The 26,987-nt window shown below is 39.5% G+C and carries 25 protein-coding genes, 10 pseudogenes and 2 other annotated features; of the genes and pseudogenes, 17 read left to right on the forward strand and 18 right to left on the reverse strand.

The window, feature by feature from the left end:
• The 7 genes and pseudogenes from E2K74_RS12800 to E2K74_RS12830 all read right to left on the reverse strand — a co-directional run.
• Positions 1-606: pseudogene (locus E2K74_RS12800) on the reverse strand (IS3 family transposase); the annotation flags it as partial.
• 60 nt (positions 607-666) lie between these two features.
• Positions 667-879, reverse strand: a pseudogene (locus E2K74_RS12805) (helix-turn-helix domain-containing protein); the annotation flags it as partial.
• Between the two features lie 83 nt (positions 880-962).
• Positions 963-1,943: pseudogene (gene tnpC / locus E2K74_RS12810) on the reverse strand (IS66 family transposase); the annotation flags it as partial.
• A 74-nt stretch (positions 1,944-2,017) separates the two neighbouring features.
• Positions 2,018-2,353 (reverse strand): IS66 family insertion sequence element accessory protein TnpB, encoded by a 336-nt coding sequence (gene tnpB / locus E2K74_RS12815; RefSeq protein ID WP_004730490.1) that lies wholly within the window; start codon positions 2,351-2,353, stop codon positions 2,018-2,020.
• The gene (locus tag E2K74_RS12820) at positions 2,350-2,733 is read right to left on the reverse strand and encodes a transposase (protein ID WP_151208067.1); all 384 of its coding nucleotides are present in this window, start codon (positions 2,731-2,733) and stop codon (positions 2,350-2,352) included. The genes tnpB and E2K74_RS12820 overlap by 4 nt, the downstream gene beginning before the upstream one ends.
• A gap of 429 nt (positions 2,734-3,162) precedes the next feature.
• Positions 3,163-4,074 (reverse strand): ParB/RepB/Spo0J family partition protein, encoded by a 912-nt coding sequence (locus E2K74_RS12825; RefSeq protein WP_150378262.1) that lies wholly within the window; start codon positions 4,072-4,074, stop codon positions 3,163-3,165.
• A 7-nt stretch (positions 4,075-4,081) separates the two neighbouring features.
• Positions 4,082-4,861: a ParA family protein gene (locus E2K74_RS12830; protein WP_150378261.1), complete on the reverse strand. Its 780-nt coding sequence runs from the start codon at positions 4,859-4,861 to the stop codon at positions 4,082-4,084.
• Positions 4,862-5,717: 856 nt separating this feature from the next.
• Here E2K74_RS12830 and E2K74_RS12835 point away from each other — a divergent pair.
• Both E2K74_RS12835 and E2K74_RS12845 read left to right on the forward strand, forming a co-directional pair.
• A complete protein-coding gene (locus E2K74_RS12835; RefSeq protein WP_150378260.1) occupies positions 5,718-6,890 on the forward strand; it encodes a replication initiation protein in 1,173 nt (390 codons plus the stop codon).
• 155 nt (positions 6,891-7,045) lie between these two features.
• A protein-coding gene (locus E2K74_RS12845; protein ID WP_104425813.1) for an IS3 family transposase occupies positions 7,046-8,265 on the forward strand; the annotation gives its coding sequence in 2 pieces (ribosomal slippage) (positions 7,046-7,322 and positions 7,322-8,265; 1,221 coding nt in all).
• Positions 7,321-7,437 (forward strand) — a sequence feature (AL1L pseudoknot). Its footprint overlaps the gene before it by 117 nt.
• 40 nt (positions 8,266-8,305) lie before the next feature.
• Here the strand turns inward: E2K74_RS12845 and E2K74_RS12850 are convergent.
• A pseudogene (locus E2K74_RS12850) lies at positions 8,306-8,910 on the reverse strand (IS3 family transposase); the annotation flags it as partial.
• 75 nt (positions 8,911-8,985) lie between these two features.
• On the opposite strand from E2K74_RS12850, the pseudogene E2K74_RS14905 reads away from it, so the two are divergent.
• Positions 8,986-9,192 (forward strand): annotated as a pseudogene (locus E2K74_RS14905) (hypothetical protein); the annotation flags it as partial.
• Here E2K74_RS14905 and E2K74_RS12860 read toward each other — a convergent pair.
• Complete coding sequence (locus E2K74_RS12860) at positions 9,160-10,092, reverse strand: IS5-like element IS17 family transposase (protein WP_151208071.1); 933 nt, start codon at positions 10,090-10,092, stop codon at positions 9,160-9,162. The pseudogene E2K74_RS14905 and the gene E2K74_RS12860 overlap by 33 nt on opposite strands.
• A gap of 392 nt (positions 10,093-10,484) precedes the next feature.
• Here E2K74_RS12860 and E2K74_RS12865 point away from each other — a divergent pair, with 392 nt between their 5' ends.
• The 8 genes from E2K74_RS12865 to E2K74_RS12900 all read left to right on the forward strand — a co-directional run bounded on the left by E2K74_RS12865 (position 10,485) and on the right by E2K74_RS12900 (position 16,585).
• Complete coding sequence (locus E2K74_RS12865; protein WP_151208073.1) at positions 10,485-12,020, forward strand: 5'-methylthioadenosine/S-adenosylhomocysteine nucleosidase; 1,536 nt, start codon at positions 10,485-10,487, stop codon at positions 12,018-12,020.
• 19 nt (positions 12,021-12,039) lie between these two features.
• Positions 12,040-12,987: a CBASS oligonucleotide cyclase gene (locus E2K74_RS12870; protein WP_151208075.1), complete on the forward strand. Its 948-nt coding sequence runs from the start codon at positions 12,040-12,042 to the stop codon at positions 12,985-12,987.
• Between the two features lie 3 nt (positions 12,988-12,990).
• A complete protein-coding gene (locus tag E2K74_RS12875) occupies positions 12,991-13,488 on the forward strand; it encodes a four-carbon acid sugar kinase family protein (protein ID WP_151208077.1) in 498 nt (165 codons plus the stop codon).
• Complete coding sequence (locus E2K74_RS12880; protein WP_151208079.1) at positions 13,485-14,381, forward strand: AAA family ATPase; 897 nt, start codon at positions 13,485-13,487, stop codon at positions 14,379-14,381. The genes E2K74_RS12875 and E2K74_RS12880 overlap by 4 nt, the downstream gene beginning before the upstream one ends.
• Positions 14,382-14,409: 28 nt before the next feature.
• On the forward strand, positions 14,410-14,949 hold the full coding sequence (locus E2K74_RS12885; RefSeq protein ID WP_127798920.1) for a 3'-5' exonuclease: 540 nt from the start codon (positions 14,410-14,412) through the stop codon (positions 14,947-14,949).
• 73 nt (positions 14,950-15,022) lie between these two features.
• A complete protein-coding gene (locus E2K74_RS12890) occupies positions 15,023-15,499 on the forward strand; it encodes a helix-turn-helix domain-containing protein (RefSeq protein WP_005262470.1) in 477 nt (158 codons plus the stop codon).
• Positions 15,495-16,034, forward strand: a complete 540-nt coding sequence (locus E2K74_RS12895; RefSeq protein ID WP_126038012.1) for an IS630 family transposase — start codon at positions 15,495-15,497, stop codon at positions 16,032-16,034. Before E2K74_RS12890 ends, E2K74_RS12895 begins: the two co-directional genes overlap by 5 nt.
• 35 nt (positions 16,035-16,069) lie before the next feature.
• Entirely contained in the window at positions 16,070-16,585 is a 516-nt protein-coding gene (locus tag E2K74_RS12900) for a hypothetical protein (protein WP_127798922.1), read from the forward strand.
• Positions 16,586-16,693: 108 nt separating this feature from the next.
• Here E2K74_RS12900 and E2K74_RS12905 read toward each other — a convergent pair.
• A pseudogene (locus E2K74_RS12905) lies at positions 16,694-17,624 on the reverse strand (IS5 family transposase).
• 111 nt (positions 17,625-17,735) lie between these two features.
• Between E2K74_RS12905 and E2K74_RS12910 the strand changes: the two are divergent.
• Both E2K74_RS12910 and E2K74_RS14910 read left to right on the forward strand, forming a co-directional pair.
• Positions 17,736-18,698 carry an IS30 family transposase gene (locus tag E2K74_RS12910; protein WP_151208081.1) on the forward strand — a complete coding sequence of 321 codons (963 nt, stop codon included), beginning with the start codon at positions 17,736-17,738 and terminating at the stop codon, positions 18,696-18,698.
• 219 nt (positions 18,699-18,917) lie between these two features.
• Positions 18,918-20,285 (forward strand): ISNCY family transposase, encoded by a 1,368-nt coding sequence (locus E2K74_RS14910; protein ID WP_225531283.1) that lies wholly within the window; start codon positions 18,918-18,920, stop codon positions 20,283-20,285.
• Here E2K74_RS14910 and E2K74_RS12925 read toward each other — a convergent pair.
• The 3 genes and pseudogenes from E2K74_RS12925 to E2K74_RS12935 all read right to left on the reverse strand — a co-directional run.
• Positions 20,210-20,764 (reverse strand): annotated as a pseudogene (locus tag E2K74_RS12925) (IS3 family transposase); the annotation flags it as partial. The gene E2K74_RS14910 and the pseudogene E2K74_RS12925 overlap by 76 nt on opposite strands.
• Positions 20,360-20,476 (reverse strand) — a sequence feature (AL1L pseudoknot). It overlaps the preceding pseudogene by 117 nt.
• A 138-nt stretch (positions 20,765-20,902) precedes the next feature.
• Positions 20,903-21,304 (reverse strand): helix-turn-helix domain-containing protein, encoded by a 402-nt coding sequence (locus E2K74_RS12930; protein ID WP_151208085.1) that lies wholly within the window; start codon positions 21,302-21,304, stop codon positions 20,903-20,905.
• Between the two features lies 1 nt (position 21,305).
• Positions 21,306-21,596: a type II toxin-antitoxin system HigB family toxin gene (locus tag E2K74_RS12935; protein ID WP_016165531.1), complete on the reverse strand. Its 291-nt coding sequence runs from the start codon at positions 21,594-21,596 to the stop codon at positions 21,306-21,308.
• 165 nt (positions 21,597-21,761) lie between these two features.
• Here E2K74_RS12935 and E2K74_RS12940 point away from each other — a divergent pair.
• Positions 21,762-22,016 (forward strand): annotated as a pseudogene (locus E2K74_RS12940) (transposase); the annotation flags it as partial.
• A gap of 50 nt (positions 22,017-22,066) precedes the next feature.
• Here the strand turns inward: E2K74_RS12940 and E2K74_RS12945 are convergent.
• Positions 22,067-22,612 carry a DNA-binding protein gene (locus E2K74_RS12945; RefSeq protein ID WP_127800924.1) on the reverse strand — a complete coding sequence of 182 codons (546 nt, stop codon included), beginning with the start codon at positions 22,610-22,612 and terminating at the stop codon, positions 22,067-22,069.
• Positions 22,613-22,717: 105 nt separating this feature from the next.
• Between E2K74_RS12945 and E2K74_RS12950 the strand changes: the two are divergent.
• Positions 22,718-23,203, forward strand: a pseudogene (locus E2K74_RS12950) (IS3 family transposase); the annotation flags it as partial.
• A 49-nt stretch (positions 23,204-23,252) separates the two neighbouring features.
• Here the strand turns inward: E2K74_RS12950 and lspA are convergent.
• Positions 23,253-23,765, reverse strand: a complete 513-nt coding sequence (gene lspA, locus E2K74_RS12955) for a signal peptidase II (protein ID WP_150378258.1) — start codon at positions 23,763-23,765, stop codon at positions 23,253-23,255.
• A gap of 3 nt (positions 23,766-23,768) precedes the next feature.
• Positions 23,769-24,665 carry a cation transporter gene (locus tag E2K74_RS12960; protein ID WP_150378257.1) on the reverse strand — a complete coding sequence of 299 codons (897 nt, stop codon included), beginning with the start codon at positions 24,663-24,665 and terminating at the stop codon, positions 23,769-23,771.
• Between the two features lie 95 nt (positions 24,666-24,760).
• Here E2K74_RS12960 and cadR point away from each other — a divergent pair, with 95 nt between their 5' ends.
• Entirely contained in the window at positions 24,761-25,168 is a 408-nt protein-coding gene (cadR, locus tag E2K74_RS12965; protein ID WP_001219642.1) for a Cd(II)/Pb(II)-responsive transcriptional regulator, read from the forward strand.
• A gap of 245 nt (positions 25,169-25,413) precedes the next feature.
• Here cadR and E2K74_RS12970 read toward each other — a convergent pair.
• Both E2K74_RS12970 and E2K74_RS12975 read right to left on the reverse strand, forming a co-directional pair.
• Positions 25,414-26,067 (reverse strand): annotated as a pseudogene (locus E2K74_RS12970) (IS5 family transposase).
• A gap of 251 nt (positions 26,068-26,318) precedes the next feature.
• The gene (locus E2K74_RS12975; protein WP_004658364.1) at positions 26,319-26,540 is read right to left on the reverse strand and encodes a helix-turn-helix domain-containing protein; all 222 of its coding nucleotides are present in this window, start codon (positions 26,538-26,540) and stop codon (positions 26,319-26,321) included.
• 194 nt (positions 26,541-26,734) lie between these two features.
• Between E2K74_RS12975 and E2K74_RS12980 the strand changes: the two genes are divergently transcribed.
• Positions 26,735-26,986, forward strand: a complete 252-nt coding sequence (locus E2K74_RS12980) for a hypothetical protein (protein WP_004658363.1) — start codon at positions 26,735-26,737, stop codon at positions 26,984-26,986.
• Position 26,987: the final 1 nt, after the last annotated feature.

The following is a 26,987-nucleotide window of genomic DNA, read 5'->3' on the forward strand; positions in this document are numbered from 1 at the left end:
GAGCTTGATTAGCCTGGCTTAAATTTGGTTTGCAATATAACGCCTGAATACCCATTTTCTTCATTAAAGTACGTGTATGACGTCGTCCTATATGATGCCCTTGACGATTCAACAAATCACGCATCATACGACTGCCTGCAAAAGGATATTGCATATGTAATTCATCAATACATCGCATCAGCTTCAGATCTGATGAGCTAACAGGTTTTGGGCGATAATAATAACAACCACGAGAGACTTTCAGTAACTTAGCTTGTTTAGATACTGAAATCTGAAGTGAGTGATCGATTAACTTTTGTGGTTGAAGCGGCCCAGTTTCTTCAACACACCTTCTAAAAAATCAATTTCTAATGCCTGCTCACCGATTTTTGCATGTAACTTTTTAAGATCAATGGGAGGTTCTGATGGAGCTTTTGATTGATCGAAAGCTTGTGAGGAAGCTGAGATCAATTTATTTTTCCAGTCAATAATTTGGTTTTGATGAACATCAAACTCAGAACTCAATTCAGCAAGTGTTTTTTCTGCTTTGATCGCAGCAAGTGCTACCTTAGCCTTAAAGTCGTTTGAATGATTTCTTCTTGGTCTACGTGCCATAAAATACTCCATATATTGATGTTTATAACATCATTTGAGGAGCAGAGTATCACTTATAGGAGTTGTTCAAATTTCCGGAGCCATCTCTCGTTTGATTAAATACGGTTTATAAGGCTCAAGAATACTCACTTTAGATTGTGTTCGTTGATATTTAGGTGTTACTTGAGATCGTAAATATTTACACACAGTATTTCTAGAAATACCGAGTTCGCGGCTAATTGCCTTAATAGATTGACCTTGTTGATGAAGTATTTGGATTGTCACTGCTTGCTCCAAAGTTAACATGTTGAGCAGTCCAAAAAGACCACTATATTAACCAAGGGGGTCAATTTTCAAATGCTGTTGGGGGGTCATTTTTACATTGCCGCTAACAACTCTTCAGCATGCTGGCCTGAACGACTATCCTGAAAGTCATAGATCACCGCCTGAACTGGATTGTACTGTGTGGTGGCATAGGCCCAGACATAACCTTTCTTCGGTTTTTTATTATTCTCACCCATCCGCATGATGGTGACCGGTGTTTCATCTGCATGCAGCACCTGCTGTTGTAGTACCACCTCTTTTAAGGCATTGGCCAGAGGTTCCAGTTCTACACCGCAGCGACCTATCCAGTCAGATAAAGTTGATCTAGAAAGTTCGATTCCCGCCCGCTGATAGATCAGACGTTGACGGTACAGCGGTAAATGATCGGCATATTTCGATACCAGCACATGGCTGAGCAGTTCAGGTGAAGCAATGCCTTTATCAATCACATAGGCGGGCATCGCTTGCTGAGTCAGGGTGTCACACTGATCACAGACCCATTTGCCACGCAAATGCTGTTCCTTATAGAACTGTGCCGGTCTGAAATGCAGTTTTTCACTGACATCTTCGCCGATACGACGGAGTCGGCAGCCACAAGCACATTGGGTTGATGCAGGTTCATGCTCAATACGGATGGTGTGTAGATGATCTGGCAGTGGTCGACGTTTAGGTTTGTTGACTGTGGCTTTCTGTGTCGCTGCATGGGTTTTATCTGCATTTAATCGTTCTAATTCCAGATCAACGGCTGCGATATCTTCTTCAACCGCTTCATCCCACAGATGGATTTGTTTTGCAGTGAGATGTTCGTTTTTACTGCCGAATTTGTGCTGTTTAAATAGTGCGAGTTCATGCTCGTATTTTTGATTGAGAATAGAAAGATGTTGAACTTTAGAATCTAATTGCTGATTGGTGACTTCAAGATGTTGAACTCTGGCATCTAATTGCTGGTTTGATTGTGCTAGAGACTGATGCTGCATCGCCAACTGTCTGGTGAATTCCAGCAGTTGTTCATGGGTCAGTTGGCTTAAGTCAGGCAGCGTATTCATGACCGCAGTATGCCTGAGGTCATGAAGAGAATGAAATAGAACGTTTGGAGGATGGCAGAATGGTCGAGCTTGGTTTAGAGCATATTCACCACTTGCTGCAATCCAATTCTCTGCCAGGGCAAACCTTGGATTAATGCCTGTAACTGTTCCGGGCTGAGGGCCACGGTTTCACCTTGGTGAACTTGAGCCCAGTGAAATTTACCCTGTTCCAAACGCCGGGCACACAGCCAGATGCCCAGTCCATCATGTACCAACACTTTCATACGATGACCACGTTTATTACAGAACAGGTAGGCGCAATGCGGTTTGATGTAGCCAAAGGCTCTCACCACCTGAGCCATGACAGTATCCATACCTGCACGCATGTCCATGGGCTGGGTAGAGAGCCAAATTTCATCAATGCGGATCATGTTGCCAGTGCCTTGAGTAATTCTGCCAAGGCAGGTATTTCTGATGTCTGCCATTTTAGCTGAATATCATTATTCGTATGAGGCACGGTGATACACAACGTGATCCTCTCATCAATAGGTTGGCTGATTGCAGCAGTGTAAGGCAAAGCAATAAATGCTGGATTCACATGAGTAGGATCCTGCACGGCACCCTCATGATGGCTGAAGATCCTGATCCAACGACTGACAAGGTTGGCATTAATACTATGTTGCAGTGCGACCGAAGCGATCGAGGTATTAGGATTTTTGCAGGCATTGACAATACTGAGTTTGAATTCTTTGCTGTATGATCTGCGTTTTTTAGCAACAGGAGGTGTTGCTGAATATATATCCATGTTCATGGATTAAGTCCCCACTTGTTTTTAGGTGGGGACTAAATTAAGGCTTATAGGATCGCTTGGTAAGGCTGTGTTAGCCGGATGCTTACTTTCTTTTACCTTAATAACGGATTTGTTTAACGGCAGCATACTTTTTGAAACACCACCAAACTATTTATATTCCACCAGCATATAAATTTCCCTATCGGAAAATCTGATAGGAATTGATTATTTTGATACAAAACGTGAAAACTGGGAGTGATTATATGGACATATATAATATTTCCGGATAAATATAAACCACTCCACAAGAAGAAAGGCAGAATTTAATCTCAGTCTGAAGTAATAGTACTATCAAAGACCAAATGTTAAGACGCATACTTAAGAAAGCAAATTTCAATAATGCATGAGGATGTAATTAGTTTGACGGGACTAAAAAAGTGTAGCAACTTGCTACACTTTTTCGCTTTTTTGAATCAGCTGTTTTAAGAAATCTTCTAATTGTAAAAGACTGGCTTCGTCAATTTTCGAGATATTCAGAGAAACTTTAAGCTGTTTTTGATTCAGTTTGATATTCCCCGCAATCTTACCAGCATATTCAATTTTTCTGACCACGGATGTTGTGGTCAGTTTTTCTGGATTCTGACTCAATAGTTTTTCAGCATAAGTAGTAACTTTGCTTTGCTCGAGTTTTTTGTCTTTTAATTTTTCCCAAGCTCCGAGTAAGGCCATTTCGGCTTCAGAGAGTTGTTCAAGATGATCCGATAGAAATTTTTTGAATGCAGTTGCAGCAGTACGGCCTAGCAAGCCCGGTTCCACATCAAGGTCATTTAAAATTGCTTGCGGCAGTTTTTCGTATGCTAAATACTTGTACATATCTTCGCGATTTAAACCCAGTGAATTGGCTAAACGTTGCTTGTTTTTCTTTAATTTCTCATCAAGTGAGTTCAAGCCAATAAAAATCTCATAATCTGTCAGATCCTGACGCTTTAAATTCTCTGCCAGGGTTAACAAAGATGCTTCTACATTATTTGCATCAATTATAATGGCTTCAATCACAGACTTTCCGAGTAATTGATGTGCCCGTAAGCGTCGCTCGCCTGCAATCAGTTCATATTTCAGATTATCCAGTTTACGTACTGTAATGGGCTGCAAAAGGCCGATTTCATTAATAGAATCCGCCAGTTCTTTTAACTGTGACTCTTCAAATATTTTACGCGGCTGGTTTGGACTTCGGCTGATATCCTCAATAGGGACATTACGTCTAAACTCTTTCGGCTCTTTAATATTGTCTTTCTGTGCTTGCTGATGTTTTTCTGTATTCTGTTTCAGTTTCTGAGCTAAAAGCTCTTTGGTGCTTGCCATAATGCTCTCAGGTTTTAATTTTCACTACAATTTCATTGGCAAGGCTTTCAAAAGCCTTACGTACTTTTGAATTTTTTTCTACTTTCAAAAGTGGTTGTTGCAGAATCGCTGCTTGATTGACTTTAGTACTTTGAGGAATTGTGGTTTCTAAAATTTTACCTACCTGTTTCAAGGCTTCATCCCGAATCAGCTTACAGACATTCTGACGTTCATCATGCTTAATTAGTAAAGCGCCTAAAAGCTCTAAATCTGGATTAATACGTTTGATTTTTTCAAGATGATTTAAAAGATCTGTTACCCCATACAATCCATATTGTGATCCTGATTCGATAGGGATAACGACATGTGTTGAAGATGCCAAGGCATTGCTGGTTAATAATTTAAGGCTAGGTGGACAGTCGATCAATATAAAATCATAAAGATCTTTTAATAGTTTTAACTTGATATTTAACTCTTCAGAAGGACGGGGAGCTTCTTCTTTTAGTTGATCTTCAGTTTTTCCTAAATTTAAGGAACCATAAATTAATGATACTTTTTCAAAGTTCGTTTCTTCTTGTAATGCATCTGCCAACAACGAAATATCGCCCACTAGTAATTCTGCTGTAGTGACAGCAATTTCGCTTGGATGTTGGATCCCAATGTGTAAACTTGCGTTTGCTTGAGGATCTAAATCAATGACTAAAACTTTGTAGCCCAGATTGGCAAGTTCTGAGGCTAGGTGTACAACAGTCGTTGTTTTGCCACATCCGCCTTTATGGTTAGCAACAGTAATAATTTTTGCAGACATGCGTGTCAGATGCTTCCTTATTTCAATGTTTAGTAATATAAATAACTTTCATTCATCTTACTATAGTTTTTAAATTTATAAATCCTATTTATTCAGCTGTAAAACAACTTAAAAAATAAATTTTTAACTAAGCTAGCTTAATTAAAAATTAGAATAATTAGTTATTTAGCTAATTAATAATTAGGATCATATTTTTATTATATAAAACAAATGCTTGTAACTTTAAAAGTGGAAGGTTTGTCACTATAAAGTGGAAGGTTTGTCACTATAAAGTGGAAGGTCTGTCACCGTAAAGTGGAAGGTCTGTCACTATAAAGTGGAAGGTTTGTCACTATAAAGTGGAAGGTCTGTCACTAGGGTGGAAGGTTTGTCACTACTATTTTTAGAACTGCTATTTTTATTTAAAAATAATATAAAAAACAAATATTTAAGCTGTTAATAAAGTCTCATAACTAAGCTTTAAAGGTGGAAAGATTGTCACTGTATCTTCTTAACCTGTGGATAATCTGTTTTTATTGGATATTTCCTGATGATTATATGTGCAGTTATACCTTTTAAATCTAACAAAAAGGTGGAAGCCTTGTCACATCAGGGTTTTTATCTGACTTAACCTAACTAGACCTGAATGAAAAAAGTAAAAATAGACCTTCTGAACTGTAATTTCGAGACTAAAGGTGGAAGGTCTGTCATCATGAGGTGGAAAGATTATAATTAATTCCACTTTAAGTGCAGGAAATCGGCTAAAATGCTTCTTTTTGATGACAAACTTTCCACTTTTAGAATATTGTGGTGAAAGTCTTGAAAGTTTTTCCACTTTTGTATATAAAAACTAAGTTAAATTATAAATATCACGGTTATGACAGAATCTGAACCATTGCAAGAAGAATCGAATTATATTCCTTACTGTATAGGCAACATTCGCCATAATGGCGTTGTCAGTACCAGTAACCGTTTAATTCGCCCAATCGAATTATCAGCCAATGAATATAAGGCACTTTTATATGCAATGGCGGTTGCGAATTATAGTGAGAAAAATAGGGTAGATGGTGAAATTACCGAACAAACTTATATTTATTTGTATAAGGATGATTTGGCAGATTTACTAGGATTAAATAAACGTAATTCAATTAATGTTGCAATAGATCGGATTTATAAAGAGCTTTCATCCCGGGTAGCTCATTTTATTATTGAGGAGCCAGCTGATAATGGTAAGAGAAAGACTAAAAAAGTACATTCTGTCGTTCCCATTATCCGTGAGTTAAGATGGGAAGATGATTCTAAAAATGCGATTCAGATTCGTTTTACCAGTGAGGTGTTGCCGTATTTCACTCAACTGGCTGGGGGTAATTTTACTACCTATCAGCTAAAACATCTTTTTGCCCTAGATTCTGTTGCCAGTATGAGTCTTTATACTTATTTCATTAAAAACGAATTTAAGTACGTCAATCAAAAGAGTTATGAAGTGCCATTACTTTTAGAAAACTTGAAAGCACTGATTGATATTAATGAAACCAAATATGATCGCTGGGTAGATTTTAGACGCTATGTATTAGACAAAATAGTGGCAGAAATTAACGAAAATACAGATCTACAGTTAGAGTATGAAACCGTTAAGAAAGGCCGTCCAATTGTAGGTGTGAATTTTAAACTGCATCATCGGATTGCTGATAAGGCACTGGATGAATTTGCAGTGATTGAAAAAATCTATCTTGATGTTCCATTTGAAGACAATGCATCCGTAAAAGAATTAGGGGCTAAATTCGATATGAATGTACGTTCTTGGTATATTTTTAATAATGATGAAAATTATCAGCAGTTCAAGAAGTGGTTTAAAAAAGTAGGATGCCTCACTGACTCTCAAGCAAATATTGTCATTAATGACACTTTATTCCAAATGGATTTTGCTGAAATTGGTATGGGGTTGAATGACTTTAAACGAAATATGAAGCATAAACTTAAAAGTAATCCGGAATTCGTCCATAGTATTCGTGAAAGACTGAATGATATTTTTGGTAAAGAGTTGATCTAGCGAAAAGTGTAGCAACTTGCTACACTTTTTAGATATATGTTCGTAAAGAATACAAGTGGTAAGGACCTTAGGATAAAAACGACTCTGTTGCATAAAGTGTGAAAATGAACCGTACCGGGTTTGTCGGAGAGTCAATATTCTGAGAGACTACCCCGATGACCAAATTAAAATATACCCCTGAAATCAGAGAAAAAGCGGTTCAATTACTAATTGAATCTGAAAAAGATTATCCTTCTACTTGGGCTGCAATCACAGCAATTGCGCCTAAGATTGGTTATACTCCTGAAACACTTCGTGCCTGGCATCAAAAGCATTTAGATCAGCAAAATCCTATTAAAGTACAACAGATATCTGATCAAGAAAAAATGAAGCAAATGGAACGTGAAATTAAAGAATTAAAGCGTGCCAATGAAATTCTACGTAAAGCAGCCGCTTTTTTCGCCCAGGCGGAGCTCGACCGCCCACACAAATAATGGTGGATTTCATCCATAACAATAAAGATCGATATGGTGTTGATGCGATTTGTAGGATTTTACCGATCGCAGCTTCAACCTATTACCGAACTTTAGATCTCGCGGACAATCCAGAACATCGAGCGAAACGAGATCTACATGATGAGCATCATGCTGAACAAATTAAACGAATTTGGAAAGAAAGTTCAGGTCGATATGGTGTGCGTAAGGTCTGGCAACAATTGAAACGTGAAGGCTATATTATTGCACGTTGTACAGTTGCTCGATTGATGCAGAAGCTAGGTATACAAGGTGTTTGGCGTGGTAAGAATAAACAAACCACCCGTAGCCGAGATGATCAAAAAAGAGCAGATGATTTAGTGAAACGTAATTTTAATGCTGATCATCCTGACCAACTGTGGGTGAGTGACTTTACGTATATTCAAACTCATTCAGGCTGGGTCTATACCGCCTTTATTATTGATGTGTTCTCACGAGCAATTGTTGGATGGAAAGTATCGACACGGATGAATACAGATATGGTGCTCGATGCATTAGAGCAAGCCTTGCACGATCGAGGCATGCCAAAGAATGTGATTCATCATTCCGATAGAGGTGTTCAATATCTTTCTATTCGCTATACCAATCGTTTAGAAGCTGCAAATTTACGAGCATCAGTCGGTACAACTGGTGATTCATACGATAATGCTCTGGCTGAAACGGTGAATGGCTTATACAAAACAGAGGTGATTGAATATTTAAAAGCAGATTGGCAAGGTTTAGCAGATGTACAACTAGCGACACTCAACTGGGTAGATTGGTTCAATAAAAAGCGTGTACACAGTGCACTGGGTTATGTATCGCCTTTTGAGTTTGAAGCAATGTACTATGATAAGATTAACCCGTTAGGTCAGGTGGCCTAACTTAAATAAAAAAGTCTCCGACAAACCCGGTACGGTTCAGAGCTTGATTAGCCTGGCTTAAATTTGGTTTGCAATATAACGCCTGAATACCCATTTTCTTCATTAAAGTACGTGTATGACGTCGTCCTATATGATGCCCTTGACGATTCAACAAATCACGCATCATACGACTGCCTGCAAAAGGATATTGCATATGTAATTCATCAATACATCGCATCAGCTTCAGATCTGATGAGCTAACAGGTTTTGGGCGATAATAATAACAACCACGAGAGACTTTCAGTAACTTAGCTTGTTTAGATACTGAAATCTGAAGTGAGTGATCGATTAACTTTTGTGGTTGAAGCGGCCCAGTTTCTTCAACACACCTTCTAAAAAATCAATTTCTAATGCCTGCTCACCGATTTTTGCATGTAACTTTTTAAGATCAATGGGAGGTTCTGATGGAGCTTTTGATTGATCGAAAGCTTGTGAGGAAGCTGAGATCAATTTATTTTTCCAGTCAATAATTTGGTTTTGATGAACATCAAACTCAGAACTCAATTCAGCAAGTGTTTTTTCTGCTTTGATCGCAGCAAGTGCTACCTTAGCCTTAAAGTCGTTTGAATGATTTCTTCTTGGTCTACGTGCCATAAAATACTCCATATATTGATGTTTATAACATCATTTGAGGAGCAGAGTATCACTTATAGGAGTTGTTCAAATTTCCAGATCCATCTCTGTACGACTGGTGATTCATATGATAATGCTTTGGCTGAAACGGTGAATGGCTTATACAAAACAGAGGTGATTGAATATTTAAAAGCAGATTGGCAAGGTTTAGCAGATGTACAACTTGCGACGGCTTTGTTGCACAAAGATTTGAAATGCAAAGCGCCCCTAATTGAGCCAAATTTAAGGCGTAACTTGGGTAAGTGGTCGACCTAATTCCGTAAATCTGTTGAGGACTGCTACACGTGCATGAATTTCATTCACCTGACTAGGAAAGCTTCTTGCCATTAATTTATCGCCTAATAATTTGATGCAATGCATCTTGGTTTCCACCAAACTGCGGCGATGATAGCCTGACCATTTTTTCCATAATGTCCTGCCTAAACGTTTAACTGTTCGAAGTAATTCATTTCGCTCTAGCGAGCTACTCTTTGTATCTTTCCATGGTTTCGCATTTTTTCTAGGTGGAATCACCGCATGTGCTTGCCGATCTGCAATGACCTGACGGCATTGCTTGGTGTCATAAGCTCCATCGGTATAAACAGAGTCAATCTGCTCATCTTGTGGAATCTGATTAAGTAAATCACCAAGCACCTGTGAATCACTGACATTATTGGTTGTGAGCTGAATAGCGCGTATTTGTAGGGTTTTGGCATCTATACCAATATGTAGTTTACGCCATTGGCGACGATATTCAGCTCCATGTTTCTTGCGTTTCCATTCGCCCTCACCTAGAAACTTCATGCCTGTAGAGTCTACGAGTAGATGCAGCCCATCGCTACTTTTTTGGTAGCTGATTGCAATATCAATATGCTTTTGTCTTCTACAAAGCGTACTGTAATCTGGTGCGGTCCAATTTAATCCGCAAAGTTCAATCAGACTTTGCACAAAGCCAGTGACCATACGTAAAGATAGACGGAATAAGGATTTAATCATTAAGCAGCATTGGATAGCTGCGTCGGAGTAGGTTTGATTTCGCCCTTGTTTGCCTTTTGATGGAGCATACCATTGCGTAGCAGGATCAAACCAAATGACAATATTTCCGCGACTCATGAGTGCTCGGTTATATGCGGGCCAATTGGTTGTGCGGTAGATTTTGTGTGTAGGCTTCTTCATTTGAAAATTATATCGCTGAAAAATCCTTTACAGATAGATTTGTGCAACAAAGCCGATTTGAAGTTATAAATCCTTTAATTTAAAAACACTACATTGATCTATATTTATTGCGGATGGGGGGGAGACATCATTTTTCATCGTTGTTTCGAAGATAACCATATATGATTTCTGAAAATTTCATCATGGTAGCAATAAAGCATGGGCATTTTACCAAAAATTGAATCAGTACTACTAGAAATCAATCAAAGTCTTGGTGGTAATACCGCATATTCAACAGTTCAACTTGCATACTAAAATTACAAAGCTAAATAAATTTTCAAAGAACACTTGCAATAGTTAATGTAACCTTCATCTATTAAAAATTATTATATTTTTTAGGGGGTAAGGGGAGAATGAGTAATCCAGTTTCTCTTTCAAATAGTTGTATTCTCCTTGCAGGTAGCATTTCTCTTACTACAAATGATGACCAGATCGATAAGGCTCATTCATTTGTTGAAGCTCTTGTAACAGAAGTTATTAATGCTGGAGGCAGCTTTATCGGTTATTTTTCAGCAGAGCCTGTAAATCAAACTCAAAAATCTTTAGTTTTTGATTGGACTATTGCTAGAAAAATAAACGAACTAACTCAAGGGATAGAAAACAAAATCTTTCTTAAGATTGTTGCATCAAATGATCGGTTGCAATTCAAAACCAATTCCGAACAGCGACGGCTTTTAAATAGCATGATTGCTCGTGGGGTTGCTGAACATATTTGTATTGATGACGAAATCTTAACAGGTAGCAATGTAGGTGAAGAACAAATTGAGCATGCTACAGCAATGATTGCACTAGGTGGTGGTAAAGGAGTATTAGATAGAGCTCACAAAATGGTAAAAAAAGGGTTGCCTATTTTGCCTTTAGATCTACAAATCGGATCAAATAAAGAAGATGGAAATGGTGCATTAGGATTGCTAAAAAAATTTAGAGATACTCCTCAAACTTATTTGCAAAATACCGGTTCTACTGTGGTAAAAAGTATTTCAGCACTCTCTTTAGAAGAACCTGTATTAGAATTTTCTCAAATTGCAAAGAGAATTATTACGATCTTTTATAAAGAGGAACAAGCTAGACACGCAGCTCTTCCGCCAGATGTATTAGTCTTGACAGCTTTACCAATTGAATTATCAGCTGCAAGGCAAGCATTAAATATTAATGAAGGTGTACAGCCTATAGTTACAAGTACGGGTCTCCATGTATGGAAAACAGAAATAATTCGCAATGATGGTATACGGGCTAATTGCGCAATAGCATGTTTTTCTAGCGCTGGAAATGTAGATGCTTCTTCAATCACCACCACATTACTAATTGAATTACAACCTAAAAATGTAATCATGTTAGGTATTGCTGCGGGAATGCGCGAAAAATGTGCTTTAGGCGAAGTTGTTTTATCTGAACAAGTCGTTGCATACGAAGGAGCAGCTCTCATTGAAGGTGGCGCTACAGAACACCGGCCTAAAAGCACAGTGTTAGATCTTAAAGTTAGACAGGATGTTAGCACATATTTATCTAACAAAAGTTCTTTAGAAAGTCGCTTAATAAAGAGCTATGAAGCCTTAGAAATCATACTTCCAGATAGTATTGAAATTGGCCCAGTAACTAAAAGTGTTATGCCTAAAACAGTCACTATTGGAAGTGGTGAGAAGCTTCTTCGAGATCCTGAAAAATTTAAAGCCTTAAAAGAACTTAATGGAAAAATTGAAGTTGCTGAAATGGAGGGTGCAGGAGTATTTGCGGCTTGTGCTTTACATAAAAAACCCGTGTTAATGATTAGAGGAATTAGTGACTTTGGTGATTCCACAAAAGACAATCGCTTTCATGACTTAGCCGCAAAAGCAGCTGCTGCAGTAACAGCAGATTATATTACTCATGGCTTAACACTTAATAACTAACTTGGGGAAACACATCAGAATGTCACTTACAAATTCAGATCTTCAATATTATGATGGTAATGTACTTCGTTTACCTTCAGAAAAACGTACAGAATATCATGCACAAGTGGATAATTTAATAACAGAGTTACGCAAACATATCACTTCAAACTCTGACTTAAAAATAGCAAAAGTAGTTAAAGCCGGTTCTTTTGCAAAGTATACAATTTTGAAGAAAACTGTAGATGATCCTATCGATGTAGATATTGTATTTTATATCAGTAATAAAAATGTAGATGATTCGACATTAGACAATCTTAATGACTTAATTTACACGTTACTCACAAAAATTTATCCAACTAAAGCTGTTGAAGATTTTGAGATTCAACGGAGAGCAGCTACAGTAACTTTTGTCAAAAGTGGGCTGAGTGTAGATGTAGTTCCTGTAATTCAAGATGCCCAAGAACCAAACCATGGTTGGCAATATGATCTAAAAACTAAAGAAAAAAACCTAACTTGTGCTCCTTGTCATATTCAATTTATTCGTGATAGAAAAAATTCAGATAAGCATTACCGCACTTTAGTGCGTATGGCAAAACGATGGAAAAATTTTGCGTGCCCTCCGGGCCTTAAATCTTTTCATCTAGAGTTGATACTAGCTTATTTACAAGATCGTGATGGACCAACACAAAATATTGAACAACGTTTTAGAGAATTTTTAGGATTTATAGCTCAAAGTGAATTAAATGAACGTATTGATTTCCCTGAGAACTCGGCTAAGGTGCAGAAATATTTTTCAGATCCTGTTGTAATTATTGATCCTGCTAACCATGAAAATAATGTAGCGTCTCGAATAACTATAGAAGAGAAAGAACAAATCGTCAAAATAGCCTTACAAGCTTGGGAAACTGCAAATTATGCATCAGTAGAAGATGATAACGACATTTGGAAAGAAATATTCGGTAATAAATTTAAAATTAAGGATTAAAGCATGAGTTCATCATACTCAAGTACTTATTCGAGTACTTACACTGTAGCTGATGTTGAAAAAGTTGTACGTAGTATTAAAGCAGATTTAATTATGATCGCTAGTAGCACAAGAGCGATGACTGAAGATAAAGCGAAAGAATATGCCCATGATATTGAACTATTAGCAAAAAATGAATATTTATCTAAAGTGGATGTAACTTTGATATCTTCCTATGGTTCAGAAGTTAGAGCTATTAAGTACATATTTCAAACTGAAGGTGCATCTGGTACTGAAAGACCTGGCGGAGTAATGTGGCCCCACACACCAGATGGACGAATTAGAATTATATTGTCACATACCGATAAATATCGTAATGAATCAGAAAAAGCTTCCAAATTACCATTGGAAATAACTTGGGTCTCAACAACAGAAAGTACCACTCACAGTAGCCTTTCTGCATCAGGGGAGCGAGGTTATAGCAGTAATGGTTATGGAGCTAATAGGAGCGACTACTCATGAGTAAATCAACAGTTTTTGAAGTTAAGACAGATTTACCAATTAAACAATTTGATGATTTAGCTGACAAATTACTCGGTTTTGAATCTAGATATTCCCGTATTAAGAAACAAGTACAACTTTTGCTTCAGGCTGATGAGTTAGAACAATGGAGTAAACAAAAACATGGGAAAAAACTAGCGGTTATTGATCTTCTTGTCGATCAATATCCTTTAGCTATTTTTCATGGTGATGTAGGTACTGGAAAAACTGCAAATGCTGAAGCAATTGTTAATAGATTAGCTCGTGATGCGAAAATAGAAGATGCTTTGCTATTTAAGCTTAGTAATAAAGTCAGAGGAACTGGTAAAGTTGGTGAAATGGGTACTCTCATTGCACAAGCATTCGATGAAATCACTCGGTCTATTGGACATGGAAATGGTCGAGCTTTTCTTATTATTGATGAAGGTGATTCGCTTGGAGCATCTCGAAGTCAAGAAAATAGTCATCATGAAGATAAAGTTGGTGTGAATACTTTAATTCAAGCAATAGATGATTTAAGAAAACATGGTGGCCGTATCTTTGCAATTTTATGTACTAATCGATTAGCTGCTTTAGATGCAGCTGTTTTGCGTAGAGCTTCCATTGTAGAAGAGTTTGTTCGCCCATCTAATGAAGAACGACATGAGCTTTTTACTAAAGATTTGTCTGACATCGATTTTTCGGAAGATGAAATTGCCGAATTAGTAAGTGCAACTGCTCCTCACGGAGCAGAACCAGGTTGGACTTATTCAGATATTCGTACACGGTTATATCCAACGGCAGTTTCTTTAGCTTTTCCTGATTCAGAATTAACAATCTCACACTTCCATCAGGCTCTTAGTAAGCTAAAGCCTTCACCTATAATGGCTGGATAACATAATTCTAATTGGAAGGAGCATAAGAATGTATAAAAAAGAGGTTTATATTTCTGTAGACATTGAAACAGCAGGTCCTATAGTAGGTGAACACAGTATGCTGACTATAGGAGCATGTTTCGTATATAACCCTGATATAGAATTTACAATAATGCTCCAACCAATCAGTGATCAAGCAATTGAAGAAGCTTTAAAAGTGTCAGGAATAACTTTAGACCAAGCACGAAAGAAAGGTATTCCCCCCATAGAAGCAATGTCTCAATTTGAAAGTTGGATACTCAAGTATTTACCAGAGGACTCTAGACCTATATTTGTAGGACTTAATGCGCCTTTCGATTGGTCTTTTATAAATTTTTATTTTCTAAAATATTTAAATAGAAATCCTTTTGGTATATCAGCTATAGATATCAAAGCTCTTTTTATGGGAGCCACAAAATGTAGCTGGTACGATACAAAGTCAAGTTCAATAGATAAATATGTACATCCTACTTTACAAGGAGATCATAATGCTTTGCACGATGCAAAGTATCAAGCAGAATTATTTAGATTAGTTTATTCAATTGAATAAATTATATAATTCATAAGTTGACAAAAATAACTAAACATGCGAAAAGACATTTTTGGTTAAATGATGTTTGCACATGCCACGGATTGTTACCGTCCCACTCAGCTTAGAACAGCGTGCACAACTAATTCTCCTGACCAAGCATGCAGCACATTGGCGTGAAAGACAACGTGCCCAAACTATTCTCTGGCTTTCCGAAGGTAAAACTGTTGCCGAAGTTGCTGCGTTACAAGAGCGTATCCCAGAAACCATAAGGCTACAACGCCGACATTGGGAGCTACATCAGTTTGAATCGATTCAAGAAGGTCATCGCTCAGGCCGTCCCAATACACTGACATCAAACTATCAGGCTCAAATCTTAGAGTGGGTCAACACAAGCCCACTCAATGCAGAACAAATCCGAGTCAAACTGCATGAAAAACACGGTGTGTCCGTGTCTGTTGAAACTATTCGCAAGTTTTTGCGAGATTCAGGCATGGTCTTCAAACGCACCCGCCACAGCTTGAAAAAAAAGAGACCCGACCGCATTTGGACAAGCGCAACAGCAAATTGAAGCATTACGTGAGCAAGCGGCACGTGGTGAAATTGTATTGGGCTATGTCGACGAAACAGGATTTTCGGCTACGCCAGATAACCGTTATGCATGGACAAAGATAGGCGATGTTCATGCGGTTGATGCTGTAAGACTAAAGCGAGTTAATGTGATGGGTTGTCTCCTGTCAACGGGTCATCTGATCACCAGTTGCCTACAGGAGTCCGTTAACAGTCGCTGGTTTTATGCCTATTTGATGGGTGTAGCAGCACAGGTGAAACGCAGCTATCAAGTTCCTTTGGTGTTGATTGTTGACAATGCCTCGATTCATCGCAGCAAACAGATGGTAGATTGGCGCAAGCTTCTTGTACAAGAGTATTCAACGACTTTGTATTTTCTACCTGCGTATAGTCCTGAGCTGAATAGAATTGAGATGGTTTGGAAGCAGATGAAGTATAACTGGCGGGATTTTAAGGTAATGAAGGCAGATCAAATAGAGCGTTGGGTTGGGCAGATTTCAAAGGGTTTTGGTAATGAATACATGTTTACTTTTTAGTTGATACTTATAGTTTTCAATTGGGTAATATTAATATGACAAATAGGATTAATTCTGAACAAGCTGTTGAACATGCCTGGAAGTACTTTGAATTACATTCCAACCAAAGAATAACAATGTTCAATTATTTTCTTTTTATCATTGCTGGATTAGGAACCGCTATAGGTGTTTCCATTCAGTCCTCAAGTACCTTTGCTTACATAGGAATATTTTTATCCATTTTCTTAAGTATTACGGCATTTGTTTTCTGGAAGCTAGATCAAAGAACATCTTTTTTAATCAAACAATCTGAAGAAGTCTTTAAAAGATTAGAAAGAAATTCTTCAATTGATATTGGAATATTTTGTAATGAAGAAAGTAATCTTATTAGAGCTAATATGGGAAAAAAATATTTAAGTAAAATTTTGACTTATGGCTTGATATTTAGAGCAACTTTCTTAATTATGGGACTAATTGGCTTAATCGGAGTCTTAATCTTTAGTTTAATAATTTTTGAAAAAATCTCTTTTGAAACTCCCAAAAAAAATGATACTACGTTAATTTCTAAATAAGTAATAACCCTATGCATATCTTTGCATAGGGCTAGATAATATTTTTAGGCTGTTAAGGCTTTGTTGCACAAAGATTTGAAATGCAAAGCGCCCCTAATTGAGCCAAATTTAAGGCGTAACTTGGGTAACTGGTCGACCTAATTCCGTAAATCTGTTGAGGACTGCTACACGTGCATGAATCTCATTCACCTGACTAGGAAAGCTTCTTGCCATTAATTTATCGCCTAATAATTTGATGCAATGCATCTTGGTTTCCACCAAACTGCGGCGATGATAGCCTGACCATTTTTTCCATAGTGTCCTGCCTAAACGTTTAACTGTTCGAAGTAATTCATTTCGCGCTAGCGAGCTACTCTTTGTATCTTTCCATGGTTTCGCATTTTTTCTAGGTGGAATCACCGCATGTGCTTGCCGATCTGCAATGACCTGACGGCATTGCTTGGTGTCATAAGCTCCATCGGTATAAACAGAGTCAATCTGCTCATCTTGAGGAATCTGATCGAGTAAATCACCAAGTACTTGTGAATCACTCACATTATTTGTAGTGAGTTGAATAGCGCGTATTTGAAGGGTTTTGATCTATACCAATATGAAGTTTACGCCATTGGCGACGATATTCAGGTCCATGTTTCTTGCGTTTCCATTCGCCCTCACCTAGAAACTTCATGCCTGTAGAGTCTATGAGTAGATGCAGCCCATCGCTACTTTTTTGGTAGCTGATTGCAATATCAATATGCTTTTGTCTTCTACAAAGCATACTGTAATCTGGTGCGGTCCAATTTAATCCACAAAGTTTAATCAGACTTTGCACAAAGCCAGTGACCATACGTAAAGATAGACGGAATAAGGATTTAATCATTAAGCAGCATTGGATAGCTGCGTCGGAGTAGGTTTGATTTCGCCCTTGTTTGCCTTTTGATGGAGCATACCATTGCGTAGCAGGATCAAACCAAATGGCAATATTTCCGCGACTCATGAGTGCTCGATTATATGCGGGCCAATTGGTTGTGCGGTAGATTTTGTGTGTAGGCTTCTTCATTTGAAAACGCAGATTCAAATCCCAAGTGCAACACATTTGTAGTCAGTTGAAAAAGTTAGGTGTATTCATAGAATCATTAGACTTTTTCAACTCGCAATTGGAAAGCACACAATGAAGAAATACACCCAACTCTCTCAAGATGAAAGATACGAAATTTATGCTACTTTGAAAAGTAAAAGTTCAATCGCCTCCCTTGCTCGGGAGTTAGGACGTTCACGATCAACCATCTACCGTGAATTAAAAAGAAATACTGGGCAACGTGGATATAGAGCTCAACAGGCAGCTAAATTTGCAAGTCAAAGACGGTATCGTCCTTCATCATCAATGACAGCATTTGCCTTCGCTTATATTGATTATTTGATTGGTTTGGACTGGTCACCAGAACAAATTTCAGGTGCTTTAACACAACGCGGTTGGCTGGATGTACCTTCACATGAGTGGATTTACCAGTACATTTATCAAGATAAATCAAAAGGCGGTAAACTTCATCTACACTTAAGGCATCAGAAGAAATATCGAAAACGCGGTTACAAAAACACGGATCGTAGGGGTCAAATCATTGATAAAACAAGTATTCACTGCCGAGACCAGGTCATTGATCAACGACAACGTTTAGGAGATTTCGAAGGTGACACGGTGATTGGTAGACATCATAAAGGTGCTTTATTGACTCTCGTTGATCGAAAGAGCCTGTATGTACATATTGTTCATTTAGGGCCAACGAGAGCATCCTCTCAAACGATTACTTGTGCATTAGATCGTTTACAAATGAGCCATGCTTATAGTGTAACATTTGATAATGGCAAAGAATTTTCCGAACACAAAAGAATTACTGATGTTGGCATAGAGACGTATTTTGCTGATCCTTACAAGTCTATTCAGCGAGCTAGAAATGAAAATACGAATGGTTTAATCCGTCAATATCTGCCAAAATCATCATCGTTTGATGACGTGTCAAACGAACAAATAGAGCAGATAGAATTTGCACTCAACCATCGTCCTAGAAAAACACTAGGTTGGTATACACCGAGTGAAGTTATGGCTGGTTTTTATACTGTTGCACTTGCCGCTTGAATCCGCCAAATTATATCGCTGAAAAAGCCTTTACAGATAGGTTTGTGCAACAAAGCCAACTTAAAGTACTATGTACTTAATTTAACATAATCACTATTATACGCAATGGACTTGTAACTCCAAAATAGAAATGTCCGGTTTCTCCAAAGTAAAAATGTCCGCTTTTAGAATATGCACTTTTGCAATTTCCTTAGCGGACGGTTTGATATGTTGGTGTCTATGTCGGATAAAGAACTTAAACGATTGTCGGTCTTGCAGGAAATCTGCGATCAACGCATAACTCAATCCCAGGCTGCTCAGCTACTTCATATTTCAGAACGTCAGATCAGACGCTTACTGCAGAAATACAAAGCCCAAGGTCCAGCTGCATTAGCCCATGCCGGTCGTGGCCAAATCAGCAATTCTAAACTTCCTGAAGAACTCAAACTCAAGTGCCTCAATATTGTTTCTGACCAACTCCATGGTTTCGGACCCACTTTAGCGCATGAAAAGCTCACCACCGTACATGGATTCGATCTTTCAGTAGAAACCCTGCGTTCTTGGATGATTGCAGCTGACTTATGGATGCCTCGATCCAAGCGCCTGAAACGACCGTATCAGCCTCGTTACAACCGGGATTGCTTTGGTGAACTGATCCAAATTGATGGCTCACACCATGACTGGTTTGAAGGACGCGCTGCTAAATGCTGTCTGCTGGTGTTTATCGATGATGCTACAGGAAAATTGCAGCATTTACGCTTCTGTGAGTCAGAATCAACCTTTGACTATATGATTTCAACACGCTTATATGTCGAACAGCACGGTAAGCCTTTAGCGTTTTACAGCGACAAACATTCAGTCTTTAGAGTGAATCAAAGCAGCAAGAAAGACACCAAGATTACCCAGTTTGGACGTGTACTCAGCACCCTGGCCAATGCCTTAAAACAGGTGGTGCTGCAACAGCGGGTGATCCATGCCGATGAAACGCCGGTCACCATCATGCGGATGGGTGAGAATGATAAAAAACCGAAGAAAGGTTATGTCTGGGCCTATGCCACTACACAGTACAATCCAGTTCAAGCCGTGATCTATGACTTTCAGGATAGTCGTTCAGGTCAGCATGCTGAAGCGTTCCTGAAAGACTGGCAGGGCCATCTGGTCTGTGATGATTACAGCGGTTATAAAGCACGCTTTAAATCAGGTCAGGTCATTGAGGTGGGCTGCATGGCGCATGCGCGTCGTAAATTCCATGAACTGCATGTGACCAAAAAAAGTCAGGTCGCTGAACAGGCATTAGTGCTGATTCAGAAACTGTATGCCATAGAAGCAGAACTCAGGAAAAAGACCGATGGTACAGCAGAACAGCGCCGCGAATACCGACAACAGCATAGTCAACCGGTGATGCAACAACTGTATGAATGGCTCAACCAACATCAACTGACTGTGCCATCGAGTTCTCCAACCGCCAAGGCGATCAATTACACTCTGAAGCGTTGGCCAGCTTTAAGCCGCTATCTGGATAACGATTGGTATAACGGTTGCCAGACCTTACGCACACCATATCGACCTAAACTTTCTTTCCAAATACGTTTGATTTGCTCTGCATGATGTAAATCATGCTGAACACGTTTCGCTCGATGTTCTGGGTTATCAACGAGATCTAAAGCCCGATAATAGGTCGAAGCTGCAATCGGTAAAATTCTACAAATCGCTTCAACACCATATCGATCTTTATTGTTCTGGATAAAATCCACCATTATTTGTGTGGGCGGTCGAGCTCCGCCTGGGCGAAAAAAGCGGCTGCTTTACGTAGAATTTCATTGGCACGTTTTAATTCTTTAATTTCACGTTCCATTTGCTTCATTTTTTCTTGGTCAGATATCTGTTGTACTTTGGCAGGATTTAGTTGATCCATATGCTTTAAATACCAAACACGCAATGTTTCAGGAGTACAACCCTTGCGCAGCATGCTGCTCAGGTGCAATAGCTGTGATTGCAGCCCAAGTAGAAGGATAATCTTTTTCAGATTCAATCAATAATTGAACCGCTCTTTCTCTGATTTCAGGGGTATATTTTGGTTTTGTCATTGGAACATTCTCTCAAGAAAGTTGGTCTCCGACAAACCCGGTACGGTTCAGTTTGTGCAACAAAGCTAAATTGAAATATCAAGACTAACAAGAAATTCAAATTGATTACTAATAGAGCGGCTCACGGCGCCCTATCTTTTAGAAAAACGTATCTGCCGATACATTAAACCGCTCAGACAATGCCTTAATATGACGAATATTCAGTTGGCGTTTACCACTTAAAATCTCAGAAATCACAGATTGGGTTGCAACTTCTGCTAAGTCAGACTGACCTAAACCATGTTGCTCCATCAAAAAAGCCAAAGCAGCACGACCATCCCCTTTAGGCATAGGAAGATGCTCATTTTCATAATCAGAAACCAAATCACCAAGCTGATAAATAAGCCCCATTAAAGGATTAGATTCGTCATCACCAACGGTATCTAAAAGTTCATCTAAAGCTTCAACAAGTGTATGAAAGTCGTCTTCATTTTCTGGCTTGCTGAGCAATGGTGCAACGTAGTGCCAGTGGTCTACGGCCTGTTTAATCATCGCGTTCATACTAACCTTCCTTCCAATGACCTTTGTCATATTCTTTATGGGACAAGACATGACGAATATACACACGTTTTGCTTGATACATCACGACGGCAATAAGTCGGATCTTGTTCCCGCCAATATCGAATACATGGAACTTTCCAACTTTATCGACAGCTGGAAAGAGCTGTTTCATCTCAGCAAAATCTTTCGGATCGTTTGCCTTTATGGTTCGATACCAACCATCTAATGCCGTTTCAGCCTGTGGCCACTTGTGCATTGCTTCTATAATTCTAGCGTGGGTGATCACATGCATAACATTTTATCGCATTTTGCTATAAATCAAGTATAAACAAATTATCGCATTTTGCAATATTGAAGGGCTAGGATGAATAAAGCGCCAAATGGCGCTTTATTAATTATCAGAGGCTTTGTTGCACACACCTATCTGTAAAGGCTTTTTCAGCGATATAATTTTCAAATGAAGAAGCCTACACACAAAATCTACCGCACAACCAATTGGCCCGCATATAATCGAGCACTCATGAGTCGCGGAAATATTGCCATTTGGTTTGATCCTGCTACGCAATGGTATGCTCCATAAAAAGGCAAACAAGGGCGAAATCAAACATACTCCGACGCAGCTATCCAATGCTGCTTAATGATTAAATCATTATTCCGTAGGTCTTTACGTATGGTCACTGGCTTTGTGCAAAGTCTGATTAAACTCTGTGGTTGAGCAGCCCCGAATATCAGTGATATTCATAGCGTCAGTTACTTGTCTTTTTACATTGTAATCTGTTTTTCTAATTCAGCTATCCGTGCATTTGCATTAGTGAGTTGTGATTCCACATATTTGATCGAGCCTGATTTTTCGAGTAGCTGTTCATATTTGGCTTGCAAGGCGTTGTAGTCTTCTTTTGCCTTATCTGTACTAGCAAGAGCGACTTTCAGCTTGTCGGTGGTGTCATCAGTTTGTTTGACCTGTTCATCAAGTTTGATTTGCACCTGTTCCAGTTTTTCTGTGGTATCTGCAAGCTGCTTTTCCAGTTGTTGCACTGTTTCCGCATATCCGCCTTGTACTGCATCAATCCGTTCTTGCAATAGGGTTGCAATGACTTGTGACACGGTAACAAGTTCCGCATCTTTCAGAGTTTTTGCCGTAGTAACGGCTGCCGCCAGTTGCTCTTCAAGGATCTCTTTGCGGTATTTGTTGATAGTGGTCTTTGAGCCGCTACCAAGAACCGCAAGGATATTATCGTTAGTTGGGTTTGAGCCTTGTGCTGCAAGGGATTCGATGGCTTTTGCCACATCTGATTTAGTGATTGCCATGGGTTTACTTCCTATTGTGTACTGTACTGTATCGTATTTTAGTACATTACAGTACAGTACACAATCGATATTTTTTATGAATTATGACTAGCTAAAACTCACCCGTATATTCAAACCAATTCAGGTTGGGTCTATACCGCCTTTATTATTGATGTGTTCTCACGAGCAATTGTTGGATGGAAAGTATCAACACGTATGAATACAGACATGGTGCTCGATGCATTGGAGCAAGCATTGCATGACCGAGGCATGCCAAAGAATGTGATTCATCATTCCGACAGAGGTGTGCAATATCTTTCCATTCGTTATACCAATCGTTTAGAAGCAGCAAATTTACGAGCATCAGTCGGTACGACTGGTGATTCATACGATAATGCTTTGGCTGAAACGGTGAATGGCTTATACAAAACAGAGGTGATTGAATATTTAAAAGCAGATTGGCAAGGTTTAGCAGATGTACAACTTGCGACACTAAACTGGGTAGATTGGTTCAATAAAGAACGTGTACATAGTGCACTGGGTTATGTATCACCTTTTGAGTTTGAAGCAATCTACTATGATAAGATTAATCCGTTAGGTCAGGTGGCCTAACTTAAATAAAAAGTCTCCGACAAACCCGGTACGGTTCAAGGCGTAGGTGTCAGTCAGATCCATCCGACTCAGCATTGGTGTTTGCTTTTTTACCCAACAAGCTGCTGGAAACTAAAAGTAAGGCACCGAGGACAATTGCAATATCAGCCAGGTTGAAGGCCGGCCAATGCCAGTCTCGCCAATAGAAATCAAAGGAATCCACAACATAGCCGCGAAAGACCCGGTCAATCAGGTTGCCCATGGCGCCACCGAGGATAAGACTGTAAGCGATGGCTTCTCCTTTATGACGATTTTCAAGGATCAGCTTGATCAGAAAAATCGAGACCACTACCGCGATTCCGATAAAAAAGTAGCGCTGCCAGCCTCCACCATTCGCAAAAAGACTGAATGCGGCACCGGTATTCCATACGTGTACCCAGTTAAAGAATGAGGTCACTGAAATAGACTCGCCATATGCCATTGATTGTTGCACCAGCCATTTTACGGCCTGATCAGACGCTGCCAGCAGGCCCGATATGGACAACATAGCGTACGGTGACAGATGTTTGCCAAAAATGGACATTGCTTAATCCTTGAGCGCCAGAATGCGTCTAGCACCGTTAAGTACAATTACCCCCGCGATGGTGCCGATAATCAGATCCGGATAATTGGACCCGGTCCACGCGACCAGAGCGCCGGCGGTGATGACCCCCAGGTTGATCACCACGTCGTTGGCCGAGAATATCCAGCTTGCCTTCATGTGCGCCCCGCCCTCCCGATGTTTGGATATGAGCAGCAGACAACTGGTATTGGCAATCAATGCGACGAATGCGATAGCCATCATCACCAGCGATTCAGGCTCACTACCGAATACAAAGCGTCTCACCACCTCTATGAGTACGCCCACAGCCAAGATCAGTTGCAGTACACCAGCAAGATGCGCGGCACGTACCTGCATTTTCACGCTATGTCCAACCGCATAAAGGGCAAGCCCGTACACCGCCGCATCGGCAAAATTGTCCAGGGATTCTCCAATCAGGCCGGTGGACCGGGCGATCAGACCGGCAGTCATTTCCACCACGAACAGAAGTGCATTGATGCCGAGCAACCAGCGCAGGGTCCCGGATTCTTGCTTAGCAGAAGCTGCCGAAAACTCGGCGGCCTTGATGGTCTCCGGATTTGCAGCGACGGTTTCCTGAAGCGAGGCGCCTAGCCCCAAGGTCTTCAGTTTCGAGGTGACGGGCTCGACCTCACCGTCATGCACGACCTTCAACTGGCGGTTCGACAAGTCGAAGGACAGTACCCGAATCCCCTCAACGCCGTTCAGGGCCAGGCGAATCATGCGCTCTTCTGATGGACAGTCCATCTTCGGCACGGCATAAACACTGACCCATTCCCCCGACGCATCGGAGGAGGCCTGCATATCGGTATCCGCCGCAGGCCTTGCATGGTCGCCACAGGGGCCTCCGCAGTTTTTACTCATGATATGACTCCACTTGAATGTGATCGGGTTTTCATTTAAAACTATATAGTAGCTATAATGTCAATAGCGTAGAGAATCCGTTGCGGAGGAACCCGATGCGTATTGGTCAGTTGGCACAGTCAGTAGGGGTAGATACACAGACGATCCGCTTCTACGAACGGCAGGGCTTGTTGCCGCCGCCTGGTCGGCAGGAGAACGGTTACCGTGTCTATACCGAGAAACACGTTGAGCGGCTGGCCTTTATTCGTCGCTGCCGCATCCTGGATCTGTCACTGGCAGAAATTCACGAACTAAAGCGCTATCAGGACGACCCTCATCAGTCCTGTACCGCTGTCAATGCCTTGCTCGATGATCACATCTCTCATGTACGCTCGCAGATAACCGCTCTACAGGCGCTTGAGAAACAACTCGTTTCACTAAGAGCGCGTTGCAACGATGACCGGGAAGTTAAGGCGTGTGGGGTTCTTGCTGGAATTAGCGAGGGAAGCATGCATCAGCAGTAGGTTGGAGTGCCAACCAGATAATCCGATGAGATGCCGGTTTGCCTCACTCTCATGCAAAGGTAAGATCAACCATTTAATCCGCTTACCCTATTTTTTTTGCTTTCACCTTATCCAAAATTCACCACCCCATAATTGAAAATATTTTGAATTATAAGCCCTTAGGGTGCTCATAATCCATAAATCAATTTCGAAGTTCTTTGTTGCATAAAGCCTTTAAAGATTGAGTTTTCCTAAGCAACTCAAATTTAAGTTACAACTCGGGTATTAGGTCGGCCTAATTCCATAAATCTGTTGAGGACTGCTACGCGAGCATGAATTTCACTCATCTGACTAGGAAAGCTTCTTGCCATTAATTTATCGCCTAATAATTTGATGCAGTGCATCTTTGTTTCGACCAAACTTCGGCGATGATAGCCTGACCATTTTTTCCATAGTGTTCTACCTAGCAGGGTTTTAGTATCTATACCAATATGAAGTTTACGCCATTGGCGACGATATTTCGGCTAATGCTTTTTACGTTTCCATTCACCTTCACCTAAGAACTTCAAATCCGTGGAATCAACGAGTAGATGCAGTCCATTGCAACTCTTTTCATAGCTAATTTGAATATCAATATGCTTTTGTCTTCTGCGAATGGTTGAATAATCCAGAGCTGTCCAATCTAATCCGCAAAGTTTAATCAAGCTTTGGACAAAGCCAGTCACCATGCATACAGAAAGACGAAATAAGGATTTAATCATGAGATAGCACTGAATGGCTATGTCAGAATAAGTTTGATTTCGACCATGTTTTCCTTGTGACTGCGAATATCATTGAATCTTAGTATCAAACCAAATTGTAAAATTACCATGATTGATCAAAGCATGATTGTAGGATGACCAATTCGGTGTACGATAAATTTAGGTGTAGGCTATTGCTGTATAAGACCTTATCGGTAGGTTTGCGCAACAAGGCCTCAAAATCCCACCTTAAAATGCAAATAGCAAAAAAACTCTACCATTCGATTGATTTCATTTTAGAAGTAATGAAATTAGTATCTGTTTGTAATGATATTTTATAAAATTCAATATTAGATCTGCAGAGAAAAACTTATCAAACTAAGTATTGGCTAGTCTTTTTCTTCGAAAAACTTATCAAACGAAGTATTAAGTTAATCTTTTTCTTCAACTTCTTCCTTAAACTCAAACAAATCATTCATCGTACAGTTAAAGTACTTACACAACTTATCGGCGACTGGTAATTCAATACGTACAGCACGGTCATAATACATACTTGTGAGCGTGTTGCGATTGATACCTGTTGCATGCACCACTTCACTTAATTTTAAAATTTTTCTATCGCCCATGAGGCTAGATAACTTACAAGTAATCATATTTAAATTAATTTACAAAAAATAACTTGCTGTGGGTTATTTGAAGTTGTTGACTGAGTAATACTTTGCTAAAATTAACCTACAGCAGGTTATTACAACTTATAGAAAGTATATTTTATCCATTTCAACTAAATTATAACTTTTTAAATATAAGGATTGAACCTGCATTAGATTATTTTGTGGAGATGACCGCCGTGTTACCAAATGAGTTATTGATCAGCCAGCAAGCTCGTGACTTAGGAAATCAATTAATTAAAGAAATGAACATCAATAGAAGTTATGGAATGGCTAATTTTCTTGGAGTAAATACTTGCTATGATAATCATCAGGCTGTACTTATTTGGACATTTCAACTGCTTGAAAGGGAACCTGCCTTAAATGAATTAGCAGAAATTAAAAAATATTTTCTTTTAATCTTTCCAGATAGTGTTTATCAATTAGCCTAAG

The organism is Acinetobacter sp. RF15B, from assembly GCF_007558235.1.
GTDB classification, from domain to species: Bacteria; Pseudomonadota; Gammaproteobacteria; order Pseudomonadales; family Moraxellaceae; genus Acinetobacter; species Acinetobacter lwoffii_C.